This window comes from Mycobacterium sp. 852002-40037_SCH5390672, assembly GCF_001665875.1.
Taxonomy (GTDB): Bacteria; Actinomycetota; Actinomycetes; order Mycobacteriales; family Mycobacteriaceae; genus Mycobacterium.
Window position 1 is genome coordinate 177,609 of sequence record NZ_LZTA01000001.1, and the last position, 22,853, is coordinate 200,461.

General features: G+C 69.2%; 21 protein-coding genes and 1 tRNA gene. 10 read left to right on the forward strand and 12 right to left on the reverse strand.

What is annotated here, in order from left to right:
* The first annotated feature begins 92 nt into the window (after positions 1–92).
* Genes egtA through egtE form a run of 5 tightly spaced genes read left to right on the forward strand, consistent with a single transcriptional unit; the run spans position 93 to position 5,545 of the window.
* Positions 93–1,400: an ergothioneine biosynthesis glutamate--cysteine ligase EgtA gene (egtA, locus tag A5782_RS00840; RefSeq protein ID WP_067093699.1), complete on the forward strand. Its 1,308-nt coding sequence runs from the start codon at positions 93–95 to the stop codon at positions 1,398–1,400.
* Positions 1,397–2,707, forward strand: a complete 1,311-nt coding sequence (gene egtB / locus A5782_RS00845) for an ergothioneine biosynthesis protein EgtB (RefSeq protein ID WP_067093702.1) — start codon at positions 1,397–1,399, stop codon at positions 2,705–2,707. Before egtA ends, egtB begins: the two co-directional genes overlap by 4 nt.
* Positions 2,707–3,429 (forward strand): ergothioneine biosynthesis protein EgtC, encoded by a 723-nt coding sequence (gene egtC, locus A5782_RS00850; protein WP_067093704.1) that lies wholly within the window; start codon positions 2,707–2,709, stop codon positions 3,427–3,429. Before egtB ends, egtC begins: the two co-directional genes overlap by 1 nt.
* A complete protein-coding gene (gene egtD, locus A5782_RS00855; RefSeq protein WP_067093705.1) occupies positions 3,429–4,394 on the forward strand; it encodes an L-histidine N(alpha)-methyltransferase in 966 nt (321 codons plus the stop codon). Before egtC ends, egtD begins: the two co-directional genes overlap by 1 nt.
* A gap of 47 nt (positions 4,395–4,441) precedes the next feature.
* Positions 4,442–5,545 carry an ergothioneine biosynthesis PLP-dependent enzyme EgtE gene (gene egtE, locus A5782_RS00860; protein ID WP_231986564.1) on the forward strand — a complete coding sequence of 368 codons (1,104 nt, stop codon included), beginning with the start codon at positions 4,442–4,444 and terminating at the stop codon, positions 5,543–5,545.
* A 3-nt stretch (positions 5,546–5,548) separates the two neighbouring features.
* On the opposite strand, the gene A5782_RS00865 is transcribed toward egtE, so the two are convergent.
* Both A5782_RS00865 and A5782_RS00870 read right to left on the reverse strand, forming a co-directional pair.
* Positions 5,549–6,229, reverse strand: a complete 681-nt coding sequence (locus A5782_RS00865) for a class I SAM-dependent methyltransferase (RefSeq protein WP_067093858.1) — start codon at positions 6,227–6,229, stop codon at positions 5,549–5,551.
* A 10-nt stretch (positions 6,230–6,239) separates the two neighbouring features.
* The gene (locus A5782_RS00870) at positions 6,240–7,712 is read right to left on the reverse strand and encodes a glutamate--cysteine ligase (RefSeq protein WP_067093712.1); all 1,473 of its coding nucleotides are present in this window, start codon (positions 7,710–7,712) and stop codon (positions 6,240–6,242) included.
* 136 nt (positions 7,713–7,848) lie between these two features.
* Between A5782_RS00870 and glpK the strand changes: the two genes are divergently transcribed.
* On the forward strand, positions 7,849–9,375 hold the full coding sequence (glpK, locus tag A5782_RS00875; protein WP_067093715.1) for a glycerol kinase GlpK: 1,527 nt from the start codon (positions 7,849–7,851) through the stop codon (positions 9,373–9,375).
* 43 nt (positions 9,376–9,418) lie between these two features.
* Here the strand turns inward: glpK and A5782_RS00880 are convergent, their stop codons facing one another.
* Positions 9,419–10,126, reverse strand: coding sequence for a PadR family transcriptional regulator (locus A5782_RS00880; RefSeq protein ID WP_067093718.1), 708 nt, complete (start codon positions 10,124–10,126; stop codon positions 9,419–9,421).
* A gap of 201 nt (positions 10,127–10,327) precedes the next feature.
* Between A5782_RS00880 and A5782_RS00885 the strand changes: the two genes are divergently transcribed.
* Positions 10,328–10,717 carry a hypothetical protein gene (locus A5782_RS00885; RefSeq protein WP_067093720.1) on the forward strand — a complete coding sequence of 130 codons (390 nt, stop codon included), beginning with the start codon at positions 10,328–10,330 and terminating at the stop codon, positions 10,715–10,717.
* On the opposite strand, the gene A5782_RS00890 is transcribed toward A5782_RS00885, so the two are convergent.
* Positions 10,714–11,649, reverse strand: coding sequence for an RDD family protein (locus A5782_RS00890; RefSeq protein WP_067093723.1), 936 nt, complete (start codon positions 11,647–11,649; stop codon positions 10,714–10,716). The genes A5782_RS00885 and A5782_RS00890 overlap by 4 nt on opposite strands.
* 77 nt (positions 11,650–11,726) lie before the next feature.
* Here A5782_RS00890 and A5782_RS00895 point away from each other — a divergent pair, with 77 nt between their 5' ends.
* On the forward strand, positions 11,727–12,719 hold the full coding sequence (locus A5782_RS00895; RefSeq protein ID WP_067093725.1) for a stage II sporulation protein M: 993 nt from the start codon (positions 11,727–11,729) through the stop codon (positions 12,717–12,719).
* Here A5782_RS00895 and A5782_RS00900 read toward each other — a convergent pair.
* From A5782_RS00900 to A5782_RS00920, 5 genes are read right to left on the reverse strand one after another with little or no spacing between them, the layout of a single operon-like run.
* Complete coding sequence (locus A5782_RS00900) at positions 12,716–14,038, reverse strand: DUF58 domain-containing protein (protein WP_067093728.1); 1,323 nt, start codon at positions 14,036–14,038, stop codon at positions 12,716–12,718. The genes A5782_RS00895 and A5782_RS00900 overlap by 4 nt on opposite strands.
* Complete coding sequence (locus tag A5782_RS00905; protein ID WP_067093730.1) at positions 14,038–15,015, reverse strand: MoxR family ATPase; 978 nt, start codon at positions 15,013–15,015, stop codon at positions 14,038–14,040. Before A5782_RS00905 ends, A5782_RS00900 begins: the two co-directional genes overlap by 1 nt.
* Entirely contained in the window at positions 15,012–16,151 is a 1,140-nt protein-coding gene (locus A5782_RS00910; RefSeq protein ID WP_067093861.1) for a DUF4350 domain-containing protein, read from the reverse strand. Before A5782_RS00910 ends, A5782_RS00905 begins: the two co-directional genes overlap by 4 nt.
* Positions 16,151–16,804 carry a DUF4129 domain-containing protein gene (locus A5782_RS00915; protein WP_067093733.1) on the reverse strand — a complete coding sequence of 218 codons (654 nt, stop codon included), beginning with the start codon at positions 16,802–16,804 and terminating at the stop codon, positions 16,151–16,153. Before A5782_RS00915 ends, A5782_RS00910 begins: the two co-directional genes overlap by 1 nt.
* A gap of 24 nt (positions 16,805–16,828) precedes the next feature.
* Positions 16,829–18,193 (reverse strand): hypothetical protein, encoded by a 1,365-nt coding sequence (locus A5782_RS00920; RefSeq protein ID WP_197694060.1) that lies wholly within the window; start codon positions 18,191–18,193, stop codon positions 16,829–16,831.
* Between A5782_RS00920 and A5782_RS00925 the strand changes: the two genes are divergently transcribed.
* On the forward strand, positions 18,192–18,656 hold the full coding sequence (locus A5782_RS00925; RefSeq protein ID WP_067093738.1) for a GatB/YqeY domain-containing protein: 465 nt from the start codon (positions 18,192–18,194) through the stop codon (positions 18,654–18,656). The genes A5782_RS00920 and A5782_RS00925 overlap by 2 nt on opposite strands.
* A 9-nt stretch (positions 18,657–18,665) precedes the next feature.
* Here A5782_RS00925 and A5782_RS00930 read toward each other — a convergent pair whose 3' ends face one another.
* The 3 genes from A5782_RS00930 to A5782_RS00940 all read right to left on the reverse strand — a co-directional run bounded on the left by A5782_RS00930 (position 18,666) and on the right by A5782_RS00940 (position 21,762).
* Positions 18,666–20,360, reverse strand: coding sequence for a selenocysteine-specific translation elongation factor (locus A5782_RS00930; protein WP_067093740.1), 1,695 nt, complete (start codon positions 20,358–20,360; stop codon positions 18,666–18,668).
* Positions 20,348–21,649: an L-seryl-tRNA(Sec) selenium transferase gene (gene selA / locus A5782_RS00935; RefSeq protein ID WP_067093742.1), complete on the reverse strand. Its 1,302-nt coding sequence runs from the start codon at positions 21,647–21,649 to the stop codon at positions 20,348–20,350. The genes A5782_RS00930 and selA overlap by 13 nt, the downstream gene beginning before the upstream one ends.
* An 18-nt stretch (positions 21,650–21,667) precedes the next feature.
* Positions 21,668–21,762 (reverse strand) — tRNA-Sec (locus A5782_RS00940).
* Between the two features lie 45 nt (positions 21,763–21,807).
* Between A5782_RS00940 and selD the strand changes: the two genes are divergently transcribed.
* On the forward strand, positions 21,808–22,809 hold the full coding sequence (gene selD / locus A5782_RS00945) for a selenide, water dikinase SelD (RefSeq protein WP_369815566.1): 1,002 nt from the start codon (positions 21,808–21,810) through the stop codon (positions 22,807–22,809).
* The last annotated feature ends 44 nt before the right edge of the window (positions 22,810–22,853 follow it).

Genomic DNA, 22,853 nt, shown 5'->3' on the forward strand with positions numbered 1-22,853 from the left:
AGACGAAGTAGTGCCGATTATCGTTCGATTAGCTGCGCAGGGAAGCGGTCAGGAGCATGCCAAGGCGTGCGCCGGCCCGAAGGGATCGTGATATGACGTTCGCGCCGCTCACCGCCGCGGCTTCGCAGTCGGAGTCGCGGGTGGCCGGTGCGGACTGTGCCCCCGAGCTGGCCGACTCCGCGGCCGTCGCGCAGTACATCGCCGAGGGATGTCTGGTGGACGCCCCGCTGGGGCGGGTGGGTCTGGAGTTGGAGGCCCATTGCCACGACCCGGCCGACCCGCACCGCAGACCGGGCTGGGACGAAATCGCCGAAGTGCTCGACGCGCTCCCGGCGTTGCCGGGTGGCAGCAAGATCACCGTGGAACCGGGCGGCGCCGTCGAACTGTCCGGGCCGCCGGCCGACGGTGTAGCACCCGCCATCGACGCCATGCGCCGGGATCAGGCCGTGCTGCAGCCGGCATTTGCTGAGGCCGGGCTGGGCCTGGTTTTCCTGGGTGCCGATCCGCTGCGGCCGCCCAAGCGCATCAACCCGGGCGCCCGGTACCGCGCCATGGAACAGTTCTTCGCGACCAGCCACTCCGGGGAAGCGGGCGCGCAGATGATGACGTCCACCGCCTCGATTCAGGTCAATGTGGACGCCGGGCCGCGGGACGGCTGGGCGGCGCGGGTGCGCCTGGCACATGCCTTGGGGCCCACCATGATCGCGATAACGGCCAACTCGCCGATGCTGGTCGGCGACTACACCGGCTGGGTGTCCAGCCGGCAGCGGGTGTGGGGCCGAATGGATTCGGCGCGCTGCGGACCCATCCTGGGGGCCAGCGGCGACGATCCGGGCACCGACTGGGCGCGCTATGCGCTCAAGGCCCCGGTGATGCTGGTACACAACCCGGACGCCGAGGCCGTCACGCACTGGGTGCCCTTCGCTGACTGGGCCGACGGCCGGGTGTTGCTCGGGGAACGGCGCCCGAGCCTCGCCGACCTGGAGTACCACCTGACCACGTTGTTCCCGCCGGTGCGGCCCAGGCAGTGGCTGGAGATCCGCTACCTGGACAGCGTGCCGGATGCCTTGTGGCCCGCCGTGGCGTTCACCCTGGTGGCCCTGCTCGATGACCCGGCCGCCGCCGACATCGCGGCAGAGGTCGTCGAACCGGTGGCCACCGCCTGGGACGCGGCCGCCCGGGTGGGGCTGCGAGATCGCCGGCTGTACGACGCGGCCAACGCGTGCGTGGCCATCGCCGCCGCGAAAGCGCCCGCCGAACTCAGTGATTCGATGCAGCGGTTGGTCCGCCTGGTCGAGCAGGGCCGGTGTCCCGGCGACGATTTCTCCGACCAGGTGATCGAGCACGGGCTCGCGGCTGCGGTCTCGGCGGCGGCGCGTTGCTGGCAAGGGGAGCCGTGACGGCACGGGAGGCGATCGCCGACGACTTGGCGCGGACCCGGACGCGGACGTTGCGTCTGCTCGACTTCGACGACGCCGAACTCTGCCGCCAGTACGACCCGTTGATGAGCCCGTTGGTGTGGGATCTGGCGCACATCGGTCAGCAAGAAGAGCTGTGGCTGTTGCGGGGTGGTGATCCGGCGCGGCCGGGAATGTTGCCGCCCGCCGTCGAGGGGCTCTACGACGCCTTCGTACATTCTCGCGCCAGCCGGGTCGACCTGCCGCTGCTCTCGCCGGACGAAGCGCGGGCATACTGCCGGACCGTGCGCTCCGCCGTGCTCGACGCGCTTGACGCGCTGCCCGACGACCCCGCCGGCGACCAGGCGGCCTTCGTGTACGCGATGGTGGTCAGCCACGAAAACCAGCACGACGAAACCATGCTGCAGGCATTGAACTTGCGCAGCGGCGCACCGCTTTTACCGGACACGTCGGCGCTGCCGGCCGGTCGAGCGGGGCTGGCCGGCACGTCGGTGCTGGTGCCCGCCGGTGAGTTTGTGCTGGGCGTGGATGCCGCAAACGAGCCCTATTCGTTGGACAACGAACGCCCGGGCCACGTCGTCGACCTGCCGGCGTTCCGGATCGGCCGGGTTCCGGTCACCAACGGCGAATGGCGGCAGTTCATCGACGACGGTGGCTATGACCAGCCGCGCTGGTGGTCGGAGCGCGGCTGGCAGCACCGCCAGGACGCTCGCCTGACCGCGCCGCAGTTCTGGAGTTCCGACGGGGCGACCCGCGTCCGGTTCGGCCATGTCGAAGACATCCCGGCCGACGAACCCGTCCAGCACGTCAGTTATTTCGAGGCCGAGGCCTACGCGGCCTGGGCCGGTGCCCGGCTGCCCACCGAGGTGGAATGGGAGAAGGCCTGCACCTGGGATCCGTCCACCAACACCCGGCGCCGGTATCCCTGGGGTGACCGCAAACCGGATGAGGCGCTGGCCAACCTGGGCGGCGCGGCGTTGCGGCCGGCGCCCGTCGGCGCCTACCCCGCCGGCGCTTCGGCGTACGGGGCCGAGCAGTTGCTCGGCGAGGTCTGGGAGTGGACTACCTCCCCGCTACGGCCCTGGCCGGGCTTCGTCCCGATGCTGTACGAACGGTATTCGCAGCCCTTCTTCGACGGCGATTACCGGGTGCTGCGCGGCGGCTCGTGGGCCGTGGAGGCGGGCATCATGCGGCCGAGTTTCCGCAATTGGGATCACCCGTACCGGCGCCAGATCTTCTCCGGGGTCCGGTTGGCGTGGGACGTCTCCGATGCCGGGGATTACGCCTGATGTGCCGGCACCTGGGATGGCTGGGGACTGACGTCACGGTTTCCTCGCTGGTGCTCGACCCGCCGTTCGGGCTGCGGGTGCAGTCCTATGCGCCGCGCCGCCAAAAACACTGCCTGCTCAACGCCGACGGTTGGGGCGTCGGGTTTTTCGACACCTCAGCCGAAGGCTCGTCGGAAGGCGTGGTGCCGCGCCGCTGGCGCAGCCAGGCGCCGCTGTGGGGGGATGTGTCCTTCGATTCCATCGCGCCCGCGCTGCGCAGCCGCTGCGTGGTGGCCGCGGTGCGCTCGGCCACCGTCGGCATGCCGATCGAGGTCAGCGCGACCGCGCCGTTCACCGACGGGCAGTGGTTGTTGTCGCACAACGGGATCGTCGACCGAGCCGTGTTGCCGACCACGACACGGGCCGAATCGGTCTGCGACAGCGCGATACTGGCGGCCGTCATCTTCGAGCGTGGCCTCGACGCGCTGGGGCAGACCATCACCGAGATAGCGGCGGCCGACGCCGGCGCTCGGCTGAACATATTGGCCGCCAACGGCTCTCGTATGTTGGCCACGGCATGGGGTGACACGCTGTCCATCCTGCGCCGCTCCGACGGCGTGGTCCTGGCCAGCGAACCCTATGACAACGACTCCGATTGGGAGGACGTGCCGGACCGCCATCTTGTCGAAGTCACTGCGAATGGTGTCACGATGACGCCGCTGGATCATTCGAGAGGATCGTGATGACGCTGTCGCTATCGAACCACCTGGCCGCCGACTCCGCCTACCACGCGTTGCGTCGTGATGTGCTCGACGGCCTGCGGAAGACCCCAAAGATGTTGCCGCCCAAATGGTTCTACGATTCGGTGGGGAGTGATCTGTTCGATCAGATCACCCGGCTGCCCGAGTACTACCCGACCCGCACCGAGGCCGAGATCTTGCGCGGGCGTGCGCCCGAAGTGGCGTCGGCCAGCGAAGCCGACACCCTGGTGGAATTGGGCAGCGGGACATCGGAGAAGACCCGGGTGTTGCTCGACGCCCTGCGCGAACGGGGTTCGCTGCGCAGGTTCGTCCCGTTCGACGTCGACGCCAGCATCCTGTCGACCGCCGCCGCGGCGATTCAACGGGAATACGCGGGAGTCGAAATCAAGGCCGTCTGCGGCGATTTCGAAGAGCACCTGACCGAGATCCCCGAAGGCGGGCGACGGCTGTTCGTGTTCTTGGGGTCGACGATCGGCAATCTCACGCCCGGGCCACGCGCGGAGTTCCTTGCCGCCCTGTCCGCGCAGATGCGGCCCGGCGACAGCCTGCTGCTGGGCACGGACCTGGTCAAGGACACCGAGCGGCTGGTGCGCGCCTATGACGACGCCGCCGGTGTGACGGCGGCGTTCAATCGCAATGTGCTCGCGGTGGTCAATCGGGAACTCGACGCCGATTTCGACGTCGACGCCTACCGGCACGTGGCCCGGTGGAACGCGGCGGAGGAACGCATCGAGATGTGGTTGCGCTCCGACCGTCGCCAGCGGGTACGCGTCGCCGCGCTCGAGCTGACCGTCGACTTCGAGGCCGGCGAGGAAATGCTCACCGAGGTGTCCTGCAAGTTCCACGCCGACAAGGTGACTGGCGAATTAGCCGCCGCGGGGTTGCGTCGCACCCGGTGGTGGACCGACGATGCGGGCGACTTCGGGTTGTCGTTGGCCGTGAAGTGACCGGCGGCAACGCGCTGGCCGACCGATGGCGGTCAGCCCGCCCCCCGATGGCCGGACTGCACCTGGACAACGCGGCCTGTTCACGGCAAAGCCTCGCGGTGATCGAGGCGACCGCGCAGCACGCCCGCAACGAGTCCGAAGTGGGCGGCTACGTCGCGGCGGAGGCCGCCGCACCGGTGCTCGACGCCGGGCGCGTCGCATTCGCCGCGCTGACCGGAATGTCGGACGCGGAGGTGGTTTTCACCACCGGCTCGCTGAACGCCCTGGATCTTCTGCTGGGCAGCTGGCCGGCCGAACGCCGAACGGTAGCTTGCCTGCCCGGCGAATACGGACCCAACCTGGCCCTGATGGCCGCCCACGGATTCGACCGGCAACTGCTGCCCACCCTGGAAGACGGCCGGGTCGCACTCGACGACGCGGCACTTGCTCTGGACGCCGACCCGCCGGATCTGGTGCACCTGACCGCGGTAGCCAGCCATTGCGGTGTGGTGCAGCCGGTTTCGATGATTGCCCGACTCTGCCGGGAATTGGGGTTGCCGCTGGTCGTCGACGCCGCGCAGGCGCTGGGTCAGGTGGACTGCGCGGTGGGCGCCGAGGCGACCTATTCCTCGTCGCGCAAATGGATGGCCGGGCCGCGTGGTGTGGGAATGCTCGGGGTGCGTCGGGAGCTGATGGAAAGCCTGCGCCCCAGGCTGGCCGCGCCGGACTGGGCCAGGAATGACGGCTCACCGACGGTGGCCGAACAGCTGGAATTCGGCGAAGCCAATATCGCTGCGCGCCTGGGGTTCTCGTTGGCTCTGGGCGAGCACCTTGCCTACGGGCCGCAGGCCGTGTGTGCACGTCTGGCCGAGCTGGGCAGCCTGAGCCGCACGGTGCTGGCCGACGTGGCCGGGTGGACGGTGGTCGAAGAGGTTGAAGAACCCAGCGCCATCACCACTTTGGCGCCGAACGACGGTGCCGACCCGCAGGCGGTGCGGGCCTGGCTCCTCGCCGAGCGACGGATCCTGACCACGTTTGCCGGGGTGCAGCGGGCGCCGCTGGAGCTGACCCAACCGGTGCTGCGGATCTCGCCGCACCTGGACACCACGGCGGACGACCTGGAGACCTTCGCCGAAGCGCTCATCGCCGCGACCGCGGCCACAACCGCGTAAGAGCTAGCCGGCTTTGTGCGCCGTCAGCAAGTAGGCCGGCATCTTTATCCGGCCCTTCTCGTCGCGATCATGCGGCGGGAATTCGAACGGGGCATTGGGGATGTTGACGACGTTCGACAGGATGTAGGAGGGGCGAATCTCGTCGATCTCCCAGTACTTGCTCACCGCGTCGCGCAGCTCGCCTTCGTCGACCTCGTTGGGCTTGGTTTCCATCTCGGCCGGGAAGGCGCCCTTGGCGAACACCAGGACGAACAAGCGGGCGCCCGGGGCGGCCGCCCGGTGTATCGACTCGAGGTAGCGGTCGCGCCCGTCCACCGGCAACGAGTGGAACAGCGTGCTGTCGACCACGGTGGCGAACCGTCCGTCGTAGCCGGAGAACGACGTGATGTCGGCCTGCACGAAGCTGGCCGTGGTCAATCCGCGCTCTTGGGCGGACTTGGTGGCCGCCGCGACGGCGGTCGGGGTGAGGTCGACACCGACCACGGTGTAACCCTGGGCGGCCAGCGCCAGTGACAGCTCGGCAACCCCGCAGCCGGCGTCCAGCACGTCGCTGCGGAATTTGCCCGCCGCGACCAGAGCCGCCAGTTCGGGTTGTGGCTCACCGATATTCCACGGCGGCGGACCCTCGAAGTGGGCCTGCTCGCGGTATGCGCTGTCCCAGTCCATCACTTGATCAGACGACATGGTGTTCAACCTACTCCCAGGTGTGCACCGGCTCGTTGGCGTGCATGTGATCGCAGTACCGGCGCAGCATCTCGGCCAGCGCCGCCGGCCTGCTCATGCCGCCGTCCTGCAGTGCCCGCACGGTGGACACCTGCCAGCTGGCACCATTGCGTCCGGTGCGGGCGCGGCCTTCGATCACCCCGAGGAACCGGTCGCGCACCTCGGTGTCGACGCCCCAGCGCTGCAATCCGTCGTCGGCGATCGGCAGCAGTGTGTCGAGCACCAGGTCACGTGCGCTCACCTCACCCACCCCGGGCCAGTGCAGCCGCGCGTCGATCCCGTGGCGCGCCGCCGCCAGGAAATTGGCTTCTGCCACACCGAAATCCATGCTGTGCCACAACGGGTTGTCCGCTTCGGACAAGCTGCGCAGCACGCCGTAGAAGAACGCCGAATTCGCCAGCATGTCGACGACTGTCGGCCCGGCCGGCAACACCCGGTTCTCCAGCCGCAGGTGGGGGCGACCGTCGACCACGTCGTAGACCGGACGGTTCCACCGGTAGACGGTCCCGTTGTGCAGGCGCAGTTCCGAAAGGTGCGGTATGCGCCCGGCGGCCAGCTCGGCGACCGGGTCCTCATCGGACACCTCGGGCAGCAGGGATCCGAAGTAGCGGATGTTCTCCCGGTACAGGTCGAGGACCGAGTCGATCCACTTCTCGCCGAACCACACCCGCGGGCGCACGCCCTGCGTTTTCAGCTCCTCGGGCCTGGTGTCGGTGGATTGGGTGAACAGTTCGATACGCGTTTCCGCCCACAGCAGGTGCCCGAAGAAGAACGGCGAGTTGGCGCCCAGCGCCAACTGCGGGCCCGCCACGATCTGCGCCGCGTTCCAGTTCGCGGCGAACGTCTCCGGCGCCAATTGCAGGTGCAATTGCATGCTGGTGCAGGCGGATTCGGGTGCGATCGTGGCCGTGTGCCAGCTCAGCGGTTCGGGGCCGGAGATGTCGATGGGAATGTCCTCGCCGCGGGCGGTGAAGATCGAGTCGTTCAGCGCTGCGTATCGCGTCGATTCGCTCATCCAGCCGTGGTCGAGGTGTTCGGGCATCAAAGTGGGCAGGATCCCGATCATGACGATGTGGGCGCCGCCCGCGGCGCCTGCCTTGGCCTGGGCTTCGTTCAGGCTGGTCCGCACCTCGGCCTCGAGATCGAGCCCGGAGTGTCCGGGCAGCGCGTGCGGAGGGACGTTGAATTCGATGTTGTAGGCGCCTAATTCGGTCTGATACGCCGGATCGCCGATGGCGTCGAGCACGGGCCGATTGGACATGGCCGGCTGATAGTCGGCGTCGACGAGGTTGCACTCGATCTCCATGCCGGTCAGCGACTGCTCGGAATCGAAGCATGACTGGGCCAGCATCGTCTCGAAGACGTCCACGCACAGTGCTACCTTGCGCCGGTATTCCCGCCGATGTGCGCTGTCGTAGGTGGTGCGCTTGACCTCTTCGCCCACAACGCAGATGCAACAGGGTTACCGCCGGTAACGCAAGTTCCCACGAGTCGCGGTTCCGGTCTCGCCCGTCCGGCGGGTAGACCATGATGGACTTTCGACGCAAGAGTGTTCCGACCTTACGGGTGGAGGAGAGCAGTTGGCCGAGTTCGCCGAATTCGTCGCCGCCATCGACCAGGGGACCACCAGCACTCGCTGCATGATCTTCGATCACGACGGCGCCGAAGTGGCCCGCCATCAACTCGAGCACGAACAGATCCTGCCCCGGGCCGGCTGGGTGGAGCACGACCCGGTCGAGATCTGGGAACGCACCTCCTCTGTGCTGACGTCGGTATTGAACCGTGCCAATCTGAGTCCGAATGACATTGCGGCGCTGGGTATTACGAACCAGCGCGAGACGACGCTGGTGTGGAACCGCAAGACCGGGCGACCCTATTACAACGCGATCGTCTGGCAGGACACCCGTACCGACCGGATTGCGTCGGCGCTGGAACGCGACGGCCGCGGCGACGTGATCCGCCGCAAGGCCGGCCTGCCCCCCGCCACCTACTTTGCCGGTGCCAAGCTGCAATGGATCCTGGAGAACGTCGACGGGGTGCGCGAGGCCGCCGAAAGCGGGGACGCGTTGTTCGGAACCGCCGACACCTGGGTGTTGTGGAACCTGACCGGGGGGCCGCGGGGCGGCGTGCACGCCACCGATGTGACCAATGCCAGCCGGACCATGTTGATGAACCTGGAGACCCTGGACTGGGACGACGAGCTGCTGTCGTTTTTCTCCGTCCCTCGTGCGATGTTGCCGAAGATCGGTCCCTCGTCGTCGCCGCGGCCCTACGGCGTGACATCGGAGACCGGGGCCGCCGGCGGCGAGGTACCGATCACCGGAGTGCTCGGCGATCAGCATGCGGCAATGGTGGGCCAGGTTTGTCTGTCCGAGGGCGAAGCCAAAAACACCTACGGCACCGGGAATTTCCTGCTGCTCAACACCGGTGAGACGATCGTGCGCTCCGACAACGGGCTGCTGACCACCGTCTGCTATCAGTTCGGGGACGCCAAACCCGTGTACGCGCTTGAGGGTTCGATCGCGGTGACCGGCGCGGCCGTGCAGTGGCTGCGTGATCAGCTGGGCATCATCAGCGGCGCCGCCCAAAGCGAATCACTGGCGCGTCAGGTAGACGACAACGGCGGAGTCTATTTCGTGCCCGCGTTTTCCGGGTTGTTTGCGCCCTACTGGCGGTCCGATGCGCGCGGCGCGATCGTCGGGCTGTCGCGGTTCAACACCAACGCGCACCTGGCGCGCGCCACGTTGGAGGCGATCTGCTACCAGAGTCGCGACGTGGTGGACGCCATGGCGGCGGATTCCGGTGTGCACCTCGAGGTTTTGAAGGTCGACGGCGGCATCACCGGTAACGACCTGTGCATGCAGATTCAGGCTGATGTGCTTGGCGTGGACGTGGTACGGCCGGTGGTCGCCGAGACGACCGCGCTGGGCGCCGCCTACGCGGCCGGTTTGGCGGTGGGGTTTTGGGCCGATCCGGCCGACCTGCGTGCCAACTGGCGAGAGGGCAAGCGGTGGACGCCGGCCTGGAACGACGAGCGCCGCGCCGCGGGTTACGCGGGCTGGCGCAAAGCGGTGCAGCGGACCCTGGATTGGGTCTCCGTAACGTGATGCGTCACGTGATGCGACCTGATCCAGGGCCCGCCGGAGGCACTCAGTCTTCGCCGAGAATGCCGTATATTTCACGCCGCGCATTGTTGAGGATGTCGACGATGCGCTGCTGCTGCTCGGCGGATGCGGTGTGGGCGGACTGCCCGACCGCGCCGAACAACTGGCCTACGGCCGCCCGCAGATTCATCTGCCCGGGGTCGGCGCCTTCGGTGATCTCGTCCCACGGTGGGGTCTCGATCTTTTCGGCCCCCGCGCGGCCCTGGTCAGTCAGCTCGAAAAGCTTCTTGCTGCCTTCGGATTCGCTCGCGGTGATCAGGCCTTCGTCGTCGAGCAGCTGCAGCGTCGGGTAGACCGAACCAGGGCTGGGCTTCCACAGTCCATTGCTGCGTTCGGCGATCTGCTGGATCATCTCGTAGCCGTGCATCGGCCGCTCGGCCAGCAGCGTCAGGATCGCGGCTCGCACGTCGCCGCGCTTGCCGCGACCCGGGCCACGGCGCCAACCGCCGCGCCGGCCACCGGGCCCGAGGCCGAAGCCCGGACCAAAGCCGGGACCGAAGCCCGGGCCGAAGCCGGGACCGAAGCCGAGCGGGCCGTCGTGGCCGCCGGCGTGGTCGCGCAGATGCTCGCGAAAGTCCCGTCGGGCCTGGCGCCGTGCCTCGTGCAGGGCGCGCCGGTCAACCGGGCCGGAGCCAAAGCCGAAGCCGGGCCGGCCGGCGAATGGTCCTTCGGGAGGAGTGAATGGGTTGCTCATTGTGTGTCCTTACGTTCATGGGTTGCGCACCGATCGTGCGCTTCGATGTATGACGATATATCGGAAACTATCGCGATGCAACCGGATATATTGAGAAAAGCCCGTTTTCGCGCCCTGAACTGGGAAAACCGGAAGATCACCCGCGCGCGACACCCGGGCGACGCGGTTTGTATACGACGGTCGCGGGTACCAACTATCGGGATGGACGCCAACAACAACCTCACGGTCGGTAGCGGGGCCGCCGGCGCGGCCCCATACGGCCGCCCCGCCGGCGAGCCGCGCCGCAACACCCGGCCGTGGGTCAACTGGGGCCTGGCGCTGGCGACGGTGCCCGCCGCCGCACTGGTGATGATCTTCGCGCTCGGCGCCGTCATGAGCACCGACGGCTGCAGCGAACCCAGCTGTCCCAACCTGGGCCACGGCGGAATCAATTTTGGCGTCGCGTTCTACGGCGCGCCCGCGGTCGCCGTCGTCGTCATCATCATCTCGTTCTTCACCGCCAAACGCCGCTGGGGCATCGCGGTTCCGCTGTGCGGATGGGCGCTGCTGGTCGCCGACGTCGCCCTCATGGCGGTGAGTGTGGCCGGCTAGTGAGGCAGTGAGAAACCGTCCGGCGCACCGGCGTCTCCCGGGCCGGGTCGACCCGCTTGCGGGTCCGGCCATCCGACGAATTGTTGTGGCGGACCCGGCGGTGGGCCAGGCCGGCCTGGAGGAACCTGGTACGCGGTGCCGGCCGGTGGCCAGGGCGCCCGCCCCATGGGTGGTTGCCCCGGCACGGGCATCGCCGGGCGCAGCCGGGCCAGTTCGCGGCGGTGCCGCTCGGCAAGGACCGCGGCGAGCACCAGTTCTGGCGGGGCGCCCGGCGGTGGTGGTGGCGCGATGCGGGCCACCACGTCACCGGCGATACGGTACGCCATCTGCTGGCGCAGCTGACGGTCGAGCTGTGTTGCCCTGGAAAGGAATTGGCGTGCAACCTCGACCTGGCCGACGGACAGACCCGACAGCTGAAGCGACGATGCCCACCACGCCAATGACGGCGGCATCATCGGTGGGGGCCCGAGTCGGGGTCCGCGTTCGTTGACCACCACCGTGCCGGCGAAGACATCGCCGATCCGTTTGGCCTTGGGGGACAAGATGCTGCAGATGACGGCCGGGCTACCGAACAGCATCCAGATTTCCACCAGTGCTGCCAGGGCGCGAAACAGCGCCTGCCGGAAGCGTTCTGGGCCCCCGTCGTCGGACACGACACGCAGTCCCATCGCTATCTTGCCCACCGAGCGTCCCCGCGTTGCCGTTTCGAGGACCAAGGGATAGCCCACAATTACCAGCACCGTAAATATCAACAGGATCGCGTTAGTCAGTGCGGTGTCGAATTGAGTCAGGGCGGCAGCCCACAGCATCAGACCGAGCAGGTAACCGATGACCATGACCGTGATATCGATCAGCGCGCTCAACGTCCGCACCGGCAGCTGGGCGATCTGCACGTCGAGCACCACAGCGTCCCCGGTCACCACCTCCGACATAACTTCGAACGGTACAGGTTGGGCACGGGTGGCCCGCCGTCCTTTGGTGTGCCGGCGCTGCGATTAGGCTGCCCAGGGTGGACGTCGATGCATTCGTGCTGGCCCATCGCCCTACCTGGGATCGCCTCGACCGACTGATCGGGAGACGCCGGTCGTTGTCCGGCGCGGAAATCGATGAACTTGTCGAGCTCTACCAGCGAGTCTCCACCCACCTGTCGATGTTGCGCTCGGCGTCGTCGGATTCCATGTTGATCGGTCGGCTCTCGAGTCTGGTCGGGCGGGCCCGCTCCGCTGTGACCGGTGCCCATGCGCCACTGAGCAGTGCGTTCACCCGTTTCTGGACGGTGTCCTTCCCGGTCGTGGCGTACCGCACCTGGCGGTGGTGGCTGGCCACCGCGGCTGCGTTCTTCGCCGTGGTCGTGATCGTCGCGCTATGGGTCGCCGGCAACCCGGACGTGCAGTCCGCTCTCGGAACGCCCGGTGACATCCAGCAATTGGTCAACCACGACGTCGAGTCCTACTACAGCGAACATCCCGCCGCTGCTTTCGCGCTGCAGATCTGGGTGAACAACTCCTGGGTCTCCGCTCAATGCATCGCACTGTCCGTGGTGCTGGGACTGCCCATCCCCTTTGTGCTGTTCGAGAACGCCGCCAATCTGGGCGTCATTGCCGGTCTGATGTTTCCGGCCGGCAAGGGCGGCCTGCTGCTGGGTCTGCTCGCCCCGCACGGGTTGCTGGAGCTCACGGCGGTATTCCTCTCGGGGGCAACGGGAATGCGGCTCGGGTGGTCGGTGATCTCGCCCGGAGACCGGCCCCGAGGACAGGTGCTCGCCGAGCAGGGCCGTGCCGTCGTCTCGGTCGCCGTGGGTCTGGTTGCAGTGCTGCTGGTCTCGGGGTTGATCGAAGCGTTGGTGACGCCGTCACCCTTGCCGACATTCGTGCGGGTCGGCATCGGCATCCTCGCCGAGGTGGCGTTCTTGTCCTACATCGTCTACTTCGGCCGCCGCGGTGTGAAGGCCGGGGAAAGCGGCGATATGGAAGACGCGCCGGACATCGTGCCGACTCGCTAAAGCCGGCCGGTCGCCTTCATCGCCAGATAGTGATCGGCAAGGGCCGGTGCCAATTCGGTGGGCGGCGCGTCGACGACTTCCACCCCGCTGTGGCGCAGCCTCGTGGCGATCGCGCCGCGGTCATTGCGGGATCGTTCGGCGGCCGCCGCGTCGTACACCGCCGCCGCATCCCAACGCCCCGCGGCCATGTGGTCGACGCGGGGGTCGGAGACTGCGGCCAGCAGCAGGTGATGCTTGGCCGCCAGCTGCGGCAGCACGGGCAGCAGGCCCTCGTCGAGGGCGGCGGGATTGAGGTCGGTCAGCAGCACCACCAGGGAACGCCGGCGGGCACGCAATGCAATAGCGGAAACCATTGCCCGCCAGTCGGATTCGACAAGCGTCGGTTGCAGCGGCGCCATCGCGTCGACCAGTAGGGCAAGCAGTTCGGTGCGTGCGGCGCCGAACACGCCCGCCCGGCTCACCCGGTCGTGGGCGAGGAAGTCGACATGGTCCCCGGCCCGCGACGCGAGGGCCGCCAGCAGCAGCGCGGCGTCCATCGACCAATCCAGCCGCGGCCAACCCGCGGGATCGGACGCGGTCGGATCCACGCCGACGCGCCCCGCCGCCGTACGGCCGGTGTCCAGCACGATCACCACCCGCCGGTCGCGTTCGGGCCGCCAGGTGCGCACCACCACATCGGCGCGGCGCGCGGTGGCGCGCCAGTCGATCGAGCGCACGTCGTCACCGACGACATACTCTCGCAGCGAATCGAATTCGGTTCCCTGCCCGCGTACCAGTGTGGGCAGCAGGCCGTCGATCTCACGTAGCTTGGCAAGCCGCGACGGCAGGTGCTTGCGGGCCAGAAACGGGGGCAGCACCCGCAGCTGCCCCGGCACCGGTCGTGAACCTTGCCGTCCGGCCAACCCCAGCGGGCCGATCGATCGGGCGGTCACCACCGTCGCCCGCTGATCGCCGCGACGGACCGGTTGTAGCCGGGTCGCGACGTGCTGGTCGTGGCCGGCGGGGATGTTGACGGGATGGATGCGCGGCTGCGCCAGGGCGCTGGGCGGCCAGGCGTCGCGGATCTGGCCACGGAACCGGCGTGGGCCCTCGTTGTGGATCAGCAGCCCGCAATCCACCTGTTGGCCGAGTCGGGCGGAGCGATCCGGGGAACGGGCGTAGCGCAATGTGGCGGTGCTGGCCGCCAGCACGATGTCCAGGACCACCACGAACGCCAGCGCTATCAGCAGAGCAGCGAAAGTCATTGCCGGCCAAGGAGATAACGCGATAGGCAGCACGCAGATCAGTGCGACCAGCCCGGTGCGTCCGGTCAGGACCACTAGCGGGGCACCGGAACCGACGCCAGGATCCCGTCGAGCACACCGTCGGGTGTGGCCCCTTCGAGTTCGGCCTCGGGCCGCAGCATCACCCGGTGCCGCAGCGTCGCACGGGCCATGGCCTTCACGTCATCGGGCGTGACGTAGTTGCGGCCGGACAGCCAGGACCAGGAGCGCGACGTGGCCAGCAGCGCGGTCGCCCCGCGGGGGGACACACCCAATTGCAGCGCGGGCGAGGACCGGGTGGCGCCCACGATGTCGACGATGTAACCCAGCACCTCGTCACCAACCAGCACCTGTTGTACGGCGTCGCGGCCGGCCGCGAGGTCGGCGGGCCCGGCGACCGGCTTGATCGCCGACAGATCGCGCGGATCGAAGCCGTGCGCATGCCGGTGCAGGATCGCGATCTCGGCGTCTCGCGGCGGCAACGCCACATTCAGTTTGAGCAGAAAGCGGTCCAGTTGAGCCTCGGGCAGCTGGTAGGTGCCCTCGTATTCGACCGGGTTCTGGGTCGCGGCCACGATGAATGGGTCGGGCAGCGGCTGCGGTTCACCATCCACGCTGACCTGTCGCTCTTCCATCGCCTCGAGCAGCGCGGCCTGGGTTTTGGGCGGCGTCCGGTTGATCTCGTCGGCCAGCAGCAGGTTGGTGAACACCGGGCCGGGACGGAACACGAATGCGGCCGTGCGCGCGTCGTACACCAGGGAACCCGTCACGTCGCCGGGCATCAGGTCGGGGGTGAACTGCACCCGCTTGAATTCCAACTGCAGCGCCGCGGACAACGCCCGGACCAGCAGCGTCTTCGCCACTCCCGGAACGCCTTCCAGCAGCACATGGCCGCGGCACAGCAGCGCGATCACCAGTCCGCTGACCACGCCCTCCTGCCCGACGACAGCCTTGGCGAGCTCGCCGCGCAACGCGAGCAGCGCCTCGCGTGCCGATTCAGCGGTAGGGGACTGGGCGGTAGTGGATTGTGTCACGGGTGTGCGACCTGCCTTTCGATTTCGTCGAGCGCACGGGCAAGTTGTAACAGGTCGTTGTCGGTCGTCGGGGGAGGACCGAACAGATGGTAGGAGACGAACGCCGGATCGGATCCGATGCGCCCGGCCGCGGTGGTCACCACCGCCGCCGGCGAAGCGCCCGCGCCGAGGCCGAGCCGCGGCAACAGCCGCGCCACGGTGGCGGTGCGCAACGCCGCGGCCGCGCGATCACGCGCCCGTCGGGACCGGTACAGCCGGCCGCGACCCTCGACGGTCTCCGACGCGCGCACCACCACGGGTAAATCCTCCGCCACCAGTGGTCCGGGCCGGCGGCCCTTCCATATGGCGACCAGCAGCACCACCAGTGCCAGCTGCCCGACAATCCAGATCACGTTGGGCGGAATCAATTGGAAAAGCGATGCATTGGAAGAGGATTCACCCTCGATTTGGTGTGGCGCGTACCAAATGAGCCGGGGCCGGTCGCCCGCGAGGTTCATCGCCAGCGAGGCGTTGCCCGCTTGCAGCAGGCTGCCGTTGGTCATGAAGTCGGTGCTGCCGATGGCCGTGATGGTGCGGCCGTCGGCACGGAAGCGGATCAGGGCTCCGTCGTAGCAGCGGGTCATCGCCCGGCCGTCCTTGGACTCGTAGGTATTGCTCGGCCCGAACCGAACCGACCCGGCCCGGACAGCCTCGCGCAACGTGCAATTCGGGTCGAGGTCAAAACCGTTGGCCCCGGAGACCCGTATGTCCGGCAGCAGCGCCTCGCGGGTCCGTGTCGTCGGCTCTACCAGCAGCAGATCCGACTCGACGTTGGCCAACCGGTCCAGCAGCGTGTCGGTGAGGTACTGGCTCTGGGCCACCAGGATCAGCGCGTCCGGGCGCGCCGCGTGTTCGACGTCGGCGATGTTGTTGGCCACGACGACGTCGACTCCGGCGCCGCGCAGCAACTCCACCAGTGCGTGGGCACCGTCGGAATCGGTTGCCTCCGGATCCATGCGTGCACCGGGCCGCGGTGCGCTCAGATACGCATCGACGCCGGCGATGACGGCGAGCACCAGCAGCGTGACGAGCACCCAACGCCAGGACCGCCAGCGCCGTGGCGTGGTTTCGGGTCGGGCACCGGTCATCGTCGCCATCACCGCACCACCGCCCATGACTCGGGCGCGACGGGCCGGCCAGGCTCCAGCGGACCGCCCTGCCACCGGGACCGCAGGTGCTCGTCCAGGTCGGCGATCATCTGGTAGGCGGCCTGGGTTCCGGGCTGTTCACCGTACGTGACATCGTTGAAAGCCGTTGCCGCTTGCGCCAATTCGCCGGCCAGGTGCGGCAGGGCGGCACCGGCGTCGCGGGCCAGCTCGTTGGCCGTCCGGCCCGGGGCCGGTGTCAGCACCCCGGTCTCCTCGAGCAGCCGGGCAACCGCGCGCAGCCGGTGACGAATCGCCGCGGCCCAATCGCCCTCGGCCGCGTAGTTCTCGGCGGTCGCGCGATGCTGGGCGGCGGTCAGTTGGGCGGCTTCGAACAGCGAGTAGTCGCCGCCGCGGCGGGTGCGCATGGTGCGCCGCAGAAGGTAAACGCCGACGATCACCGCGACGGCGAGCAGAATGAAAAGCACTGTCGCGGTGAGCCATCCGCCCGGTACCGTGGAGGTCTTCTGCAGCAACCGGTAGATCAGGTCGTTGAGCCAGTCGACGAATTGTTCCCGCGCGGAGCCCTTGGAATAGATCGGCTTGTTGAGCTCGTCCTGCGCGGCGCGGTGTGCGGCATCGCGGTCGATGTCGATGGAAGGCATCCCCAGCCAGTCCTTTTCGGCCCCTTAGAGGGGCCGCGTCAGCCAGAGGTTGTCGGTGGAGGCGGCCGCGTAGGGCCCCTGGGCGGCCCCGCTCTGCAACACCAGGTCGAATGCCTCGGCGCGCATCCTGCGGTCGGTGTACAGCAAGACGATGACTCCCGCGTTGAAGGGTGCGGTGATGATCTCGCCGATCGCCGCCCCCACCGAGAGAACCGCGGTGCTGACCAGGAACGCCGTGCTGGACGAGGTGGTCTGGAAAAACTGGCCGACGATGCTGAAGGGCACCGCGACGGCGTTGGCGACGACGGATGCCACCAAGAAGGTGAGCAGCCGGATACCCAGCACCCGCCAAAAGCCGTTGCGAACCAGCTTGAACGATCGGGTGATCGCGTCCATGACGGGCAGCCGCTCCAGCACGATCAGCACCGGAGCGAAAAGCACCACGGTGTAGAGGTAGGCCAGGAGCGCGAGGACGACCAGCACCAGGGGGATGCCCAACACCACTGCCGCCGCGGCATTGCCGATCGCCGCCAACACCCCGATGATCACCGCGACCAGGCCGGCAAGGGCCGCCACCACGACCGCTTCCAGCAGGGCCAAACCGAGCAGGGGCAGCAGTCGTCCGCGGATTTTTGCCCAGGTTTCGCCGATGGTGATCGGTGACCCGAACACCGCCCGCCCGACGATGACGGTGAGCATGCCGGACAGCAACATGCCGCCCAGCCAGCCGACCAGGATGCCGCCGCCCACGGATGCAGACCAGGCACCCAGGACCCCCGAGCTCAGTTCGCCGGGCCGATCGGTGCTGAACCTGTCGGCGGCGGCCAGCGGTCCGAAGAACGCGACCTTGGTGATGATCTGCATGATCACCACGACGATGGCGGTCAAACCCAACGTCGCTTTCGGATTCGCCCGGACGTAGCCGACTGCGCCGTTGAAGATGTCGCCGAGTGTCAGCGGCCGCAGGGGGATGATCCCGGGTTTGACGGCTCCGTAGCCCGGCGGCGCGCCGAACGGCGACGGCGATCCATAACCCGGCGGCGGCCCGTATCCGGGTGGCGGACCGTAGCCCGGCGGCGGCCCGTATCCGGGTGGCGGACCGTAGCCTGGCGGCGGCCCGTATCCGGGTGGCGGACCGTAGCCCGGAGGTGGCCCGTATCCGGGTGGCGAACCGTATGCCGGTGGCGGGCCATATCCCGCGGGTGGACCGTATTCAGGTTGTGGACCGTATGCCGGTGGCGGACCAGCCGGATAACCAGGCGGCGGCGCGCTCACCGAACCCCGCGGCCTTTGCAGCCGGGCGCGTCGTTCGTCATGGGCTCCATCCTGTCGGCGGTCGGGGCATTTCACAATGTTGCCGCTCCGCCCGGCGCGTAGCGTCTCACACATGGCGGAACTCAAATCCCGGCTCCGGACGGACCTGACCGCGGCGATGAAGGCCCAGGACAAGTTGCGAACGGCCACGCTGCGCATGCTGTTGGCCGCGATCCAAACCGAGGAAGTCTCCGGTAAGCAGGCCAAAGACCTCACCGATGAGGAAGTCATCAAGGTGCTGGCCAAGGAATCGCGCAAACGGAGCGAATCCGCGGAGATCTACACGCAGAACGGGCGCGGAGAGCTCGCCGCCAACGAGCACGCCGAGGGCCGGATCATCGACGAATACCTGCCCACCCCGCTCACCGAGGCCGAGGTGGCCGACGTTGCCGACACCGCGATCGCTCAGGTCGCCGAGGAAATCGGCGAGCGGCCGGGGATGAAACAGATGGGCCAGGTGATGAAGGCCGCCACCGCGATCGCCGCCGGCAAGGCCGACGGCGCCCGCCTCTCGGCCGCCGTCAAAGAGCGCCTTTAGCCACCCGAGTCAGACCACAACCCGGCTTCCGTCATCGCCGCGGCGCGTCACGCGCCGGGCATCGAGCTGTTCCAGCAATGGCACCGCCACCCGCCGGGTGGTGCCCAGCGCCCGGCGCGCCTCGCTGACGGTGAACGGTTGCGGCAGCGTCGCCAGCACGCCGGCGGCACGGTCCAGCGCGTCGCGTCCCAGCACCACCCCGTCGGCGATCCGCGTCAGCCGCCCGGCCCGCACCGCCGCGGCCAGCTCGCGGGGGCCCAGCTTCAGCTCCGCGAGCTCATCGGCCTCGGGCGCCCGGAACGGCTCGGCGCCCAGCCACTCCTCGACCGCGCGCACGGCCTCGTCGACGCGGGCCGGCAGACCCGTCCCGGGCCGGCGGACCAGCCCGTCGGCCACCTCCAGGCCGCTGCCGTCGAGCAACTTCGGCACGAGTTCGGCGGTGGGCAGCCCGACCTGCTGTCGCAGCGTTTCCAGCGGCATGCCCGCCGCGACGTCGTGATCGCTCGCCCAGCGCCGCACCGCCGCGGTCGCGTCCTCCCGTCGCGCCGCCCACTGCCGCGGGTCCACCACCCAGTCGCCCACCCGCTGCCCGCGCGCCGGAAGACCCATGGCGCGCAGGTCGGCCACGCGCGCGAAGTCGGGCGCCCGGACCTGCCCGGTGGCCAGCTCTGCGGCGCGAACCCGCGCCGCGCCGCGCCGTCGGAGCGCGGGTGGGCGGACGTCGAGCACCTCGATTCCCGCCGCGATCCGGTGCTGCCCGGGGTCGCGGAGCAGCCCGACGTCTCCCACCCGCAACGGCAGCGGCCTGGCCAGCCTCAGCCGCGCCGCGGCGGACCCCAGCCGGCGCACCTGCACCGGCACGCCCGCCGACCCGATGTGCAGCACGAGCTGGCGGTGCAGCGTGTCCGCGGATCGCAGCGCGACGTCCACCTCCGCGGTGTCCAGCCACGCGCCCGGCGTGCGCACGGTATCCCCGCGACCGATGTCGTGGCGGTCCACGCCCCGCAGATTCAGCGCGACCCTGGAAACCGGGCCCACCGCGTCCGCACCGCGGCCCAACGATTGCAGCCCGCGGATGGTGACGCGCCGTCCGGCGTGCTCGAGTTCGTCGCCCACCCGCACCGTGCCGGCGGACAGCGTGCCGGTGACGACGGTGCCCGCACCCCGGACGGTGAAGCTGCGATCGACCCACAGCCGCACGTCGGCCTCGGGGTCCGGCGGGGGCAGCCGGTCGGTCAGCGCCAGCAGTTCGGTGCGTACCCGGTCGAGGTCGGTACCGATCACGACGGGAGCGCCGGCAAGTGACGTGGCGCCCAGCCGTTCCGACGCCTGCGCGCCCGCTGGAGCCGGATCGGCCAGATCGGCCTTGCTGATCACCAGCAGTCCGTGGCGGACCCCGAGCGCGTCCAACGCCGCCAGATGTTCCTCCGACTGCGGCATCCAGCCCTCGGTGGCGGCCACGACGAAAACCACCGCCCCGACCGCTCCGACCCCGGCCAGCATGTTCGCCACGAACCGCTCGTGGCCCGGCACGTCGACGAACGCCAGCTGACGGCCACCGAGCTCGGTCCACGCGAAGCCCAGATCGATGGTCAGGCCACGGCGCTGTTCCTCGGCCAACCGATCCGGCCGCATGCCGGTAATCCGTTGCAGCAGAGTCGATTTGCCGTGATCGACGTGCCCGGCGGTGGCTAGGACGAACACGCCCGTACCGCCGCGGCCAGCAGCTCGTCGTCCTCGGGCGGCACCGTGCACAGGTCGAGCAGACACCGGCCGCCCTCCAGCCGGCCGACGACGGGCGGGCTGCCGATGCGTAACGCGGCCGCGTAGGACTCGGGCAGGCTCACCGCGGCGCTGGGCAATTCGACACCGGGCGCGCCGCCGCCGCCGACGGCAGCCATGCACTCCACCGCCACCGCCCCAATTTCGCGGGGCAGCCCGGCGGCCAGCGACTCGGCCCGGGCGCGCAGTCCTTTGACGTCGGCGGCCAGCGCCTGCGCGACAGGCGGCGGCGGCCCCAGCAGGGTCGCTTCCAGCGCGGCCAGCGTCAGCTTGTCCACCCGCAGGGCGCGCGCCGCGGGATGGCGCCGAATCCGCTCGATCAGCTCGGGGCGACCGAAGAGCAACCCGGCCTGCGGCCCGCCGAGCAATTTGTCCCCGCTTGCGGTCACCAGGTCGGCGCCGCCGGCCAGCGTCGACGTCGCATCCGGCTCGTCGGGCAGCACCGGATGCGGTGACAACAGGCCCGAGCCGATGTCAACCACCAGCGGGACGCCGAGCTTGCGCAGTTCCGGTGCCAACGCCGCGACGTCGACGGCCGAGGTGAACCCGCTGACATGGAAGTTGGATGGGTGCACCTTCAGCACGAAACCGGTCTGCGGCCCGAGCGCCTCGGTGTAGTCGCGCAGGCTGGTGCGGTTGGTGGTGCCGACCTCGCGCAGCCGCGATCCGGTGGATTCCAGTAGCTCGGGAATTCGGAACCCATCACCGATTTCCACCAGTTCGCCGCGGCTGAGCACGATTTCCTTGCCGGGAGCCAGCGCCATGGCGGTCAACAGCAGTGCGGCCGCGTTGTTGTTGACGACGTGCACGCCACCGGCGCTCGGAACCGCACGTCCCAGCGCGGTCAGCGCACCCCGTCCGCGGCGCGCCCGCCGGCCGGTGGCCAGGTCGAACTCGACGTCAGTGGTACCGCCGGCGGCCACCACCGCATCCAGCGCGGCCCGTGACAGCGGCGCGCGGCCCAGATTGGTGTGCACCACCACGCCGGTGGCGTTGATGACCGGCCGCAGGCTCGACGCGGTGGCGGGGAGTGCGGCGACGGCGTGCTCGGCGACCTGCTCGGGTGAGATCTCGCCGGCGCGTGCCCGCTGCTGGGCCGCGGTGATCACCGACTTCACCAGGGCTCGGCCCAGCACCCGCTGCGCCGCGGCCAGGCGCGGATCGGTGAGCAGTGTGTCGGTGCCGGGCACCCGTCGGCGCGGGTCAGTCATCGCAGGCCCGAAAGAGCATGGCGGAGGCGGACGGGAATCGAACCCGCCAGCGGCAGCGTCTGCCGTTCGACGGTTTTGAAGACCGCGCCGGTCACCAGACCGGGCACGCCTCCTTGAGCCATGGCGCCAATTGTCGCAGCCTGTCCGGCGCGGGCACCATGGACGCCGTGACGTACCGGCTGACTCAATACGCCCACGGCGGCGGCTGCGCCTGCAAGATCCCGCCCGGTGAGCTGGAGGACGTGCTTCGAGGACTGGGATCAAACCCGCCGCGTGACCCGTTGGGGGAGTTGCTGGTGGGTCTGGACAACGGCGACGACGCGGCCGTGGTGCGGATCCAGGACGGTACGGCGCTGATCGCGACGACGGACTTCTTCACACCGGTGGTGGACGACGCGTACGACTGGGGCCGGATCGCGGCCACCAACGCGCTGTCCGACGTCTACGCGATGGGTGGACGCCCGGTGGTCGCGGTGAATCTGCTGGGCTGGCCGCGCGATGTGCTGCCGTTCGAGTTGGCCGCCGAGACACTGCGCGGCGGGCTGGATGTGTGCGGCCTGGCCGGCTGCCACCTGGGCGGCGGGCACAGCGTGGATGACCCCGAGCCCAAGTACGGGCTGGCAGTCACCGGGATCGGCGACCCAAACCGCCTGCTGCGCAACGATTCCGGCAAGCCGGGAACGCCGTTGTCGCTGACAAAGCCGCTCGGCGTCGGTGTGCTGAACAACAGGCACAAGGCCACCGGCGAGCGCTTCGAAGAGGCGATCGCCGTGATGACCACGCTCAACGCCGGGGCGGCGGCCGCGGCGCTGGCGGCCGGGGTCGAATGTGCCACCGACGTAACCGGTTTCGGGCTGCTCGGACATCTGCACAAGCTGGCGCGGGCCAGCGGCGTCACGGCGGTCATCGACGCCGCGGCCGTGCCCTACCTGGACGGCGCGCGGGCGGCGATGGCCGCCGGCTACCTCAGCGGCGGCACCCGGCGAAACCTCGATTGGGTGGCGCCGCACGTCGACCTGACCGCCGTGGGCGAGGAAGACGCCCTGCTGCTCGCCGACGCGCAAACCTCCGGCGGGCTGCTGATCGCCGGCGAGATCCCGGGCGCGCCCGTCATCGGCGAGCTGGTACCGCGCGGCGAGCACACCATCGTCGTGCGCTGACCGCGCCGATCGCATCAAGGTGCATGGCGACCCGCTGCGCCCGG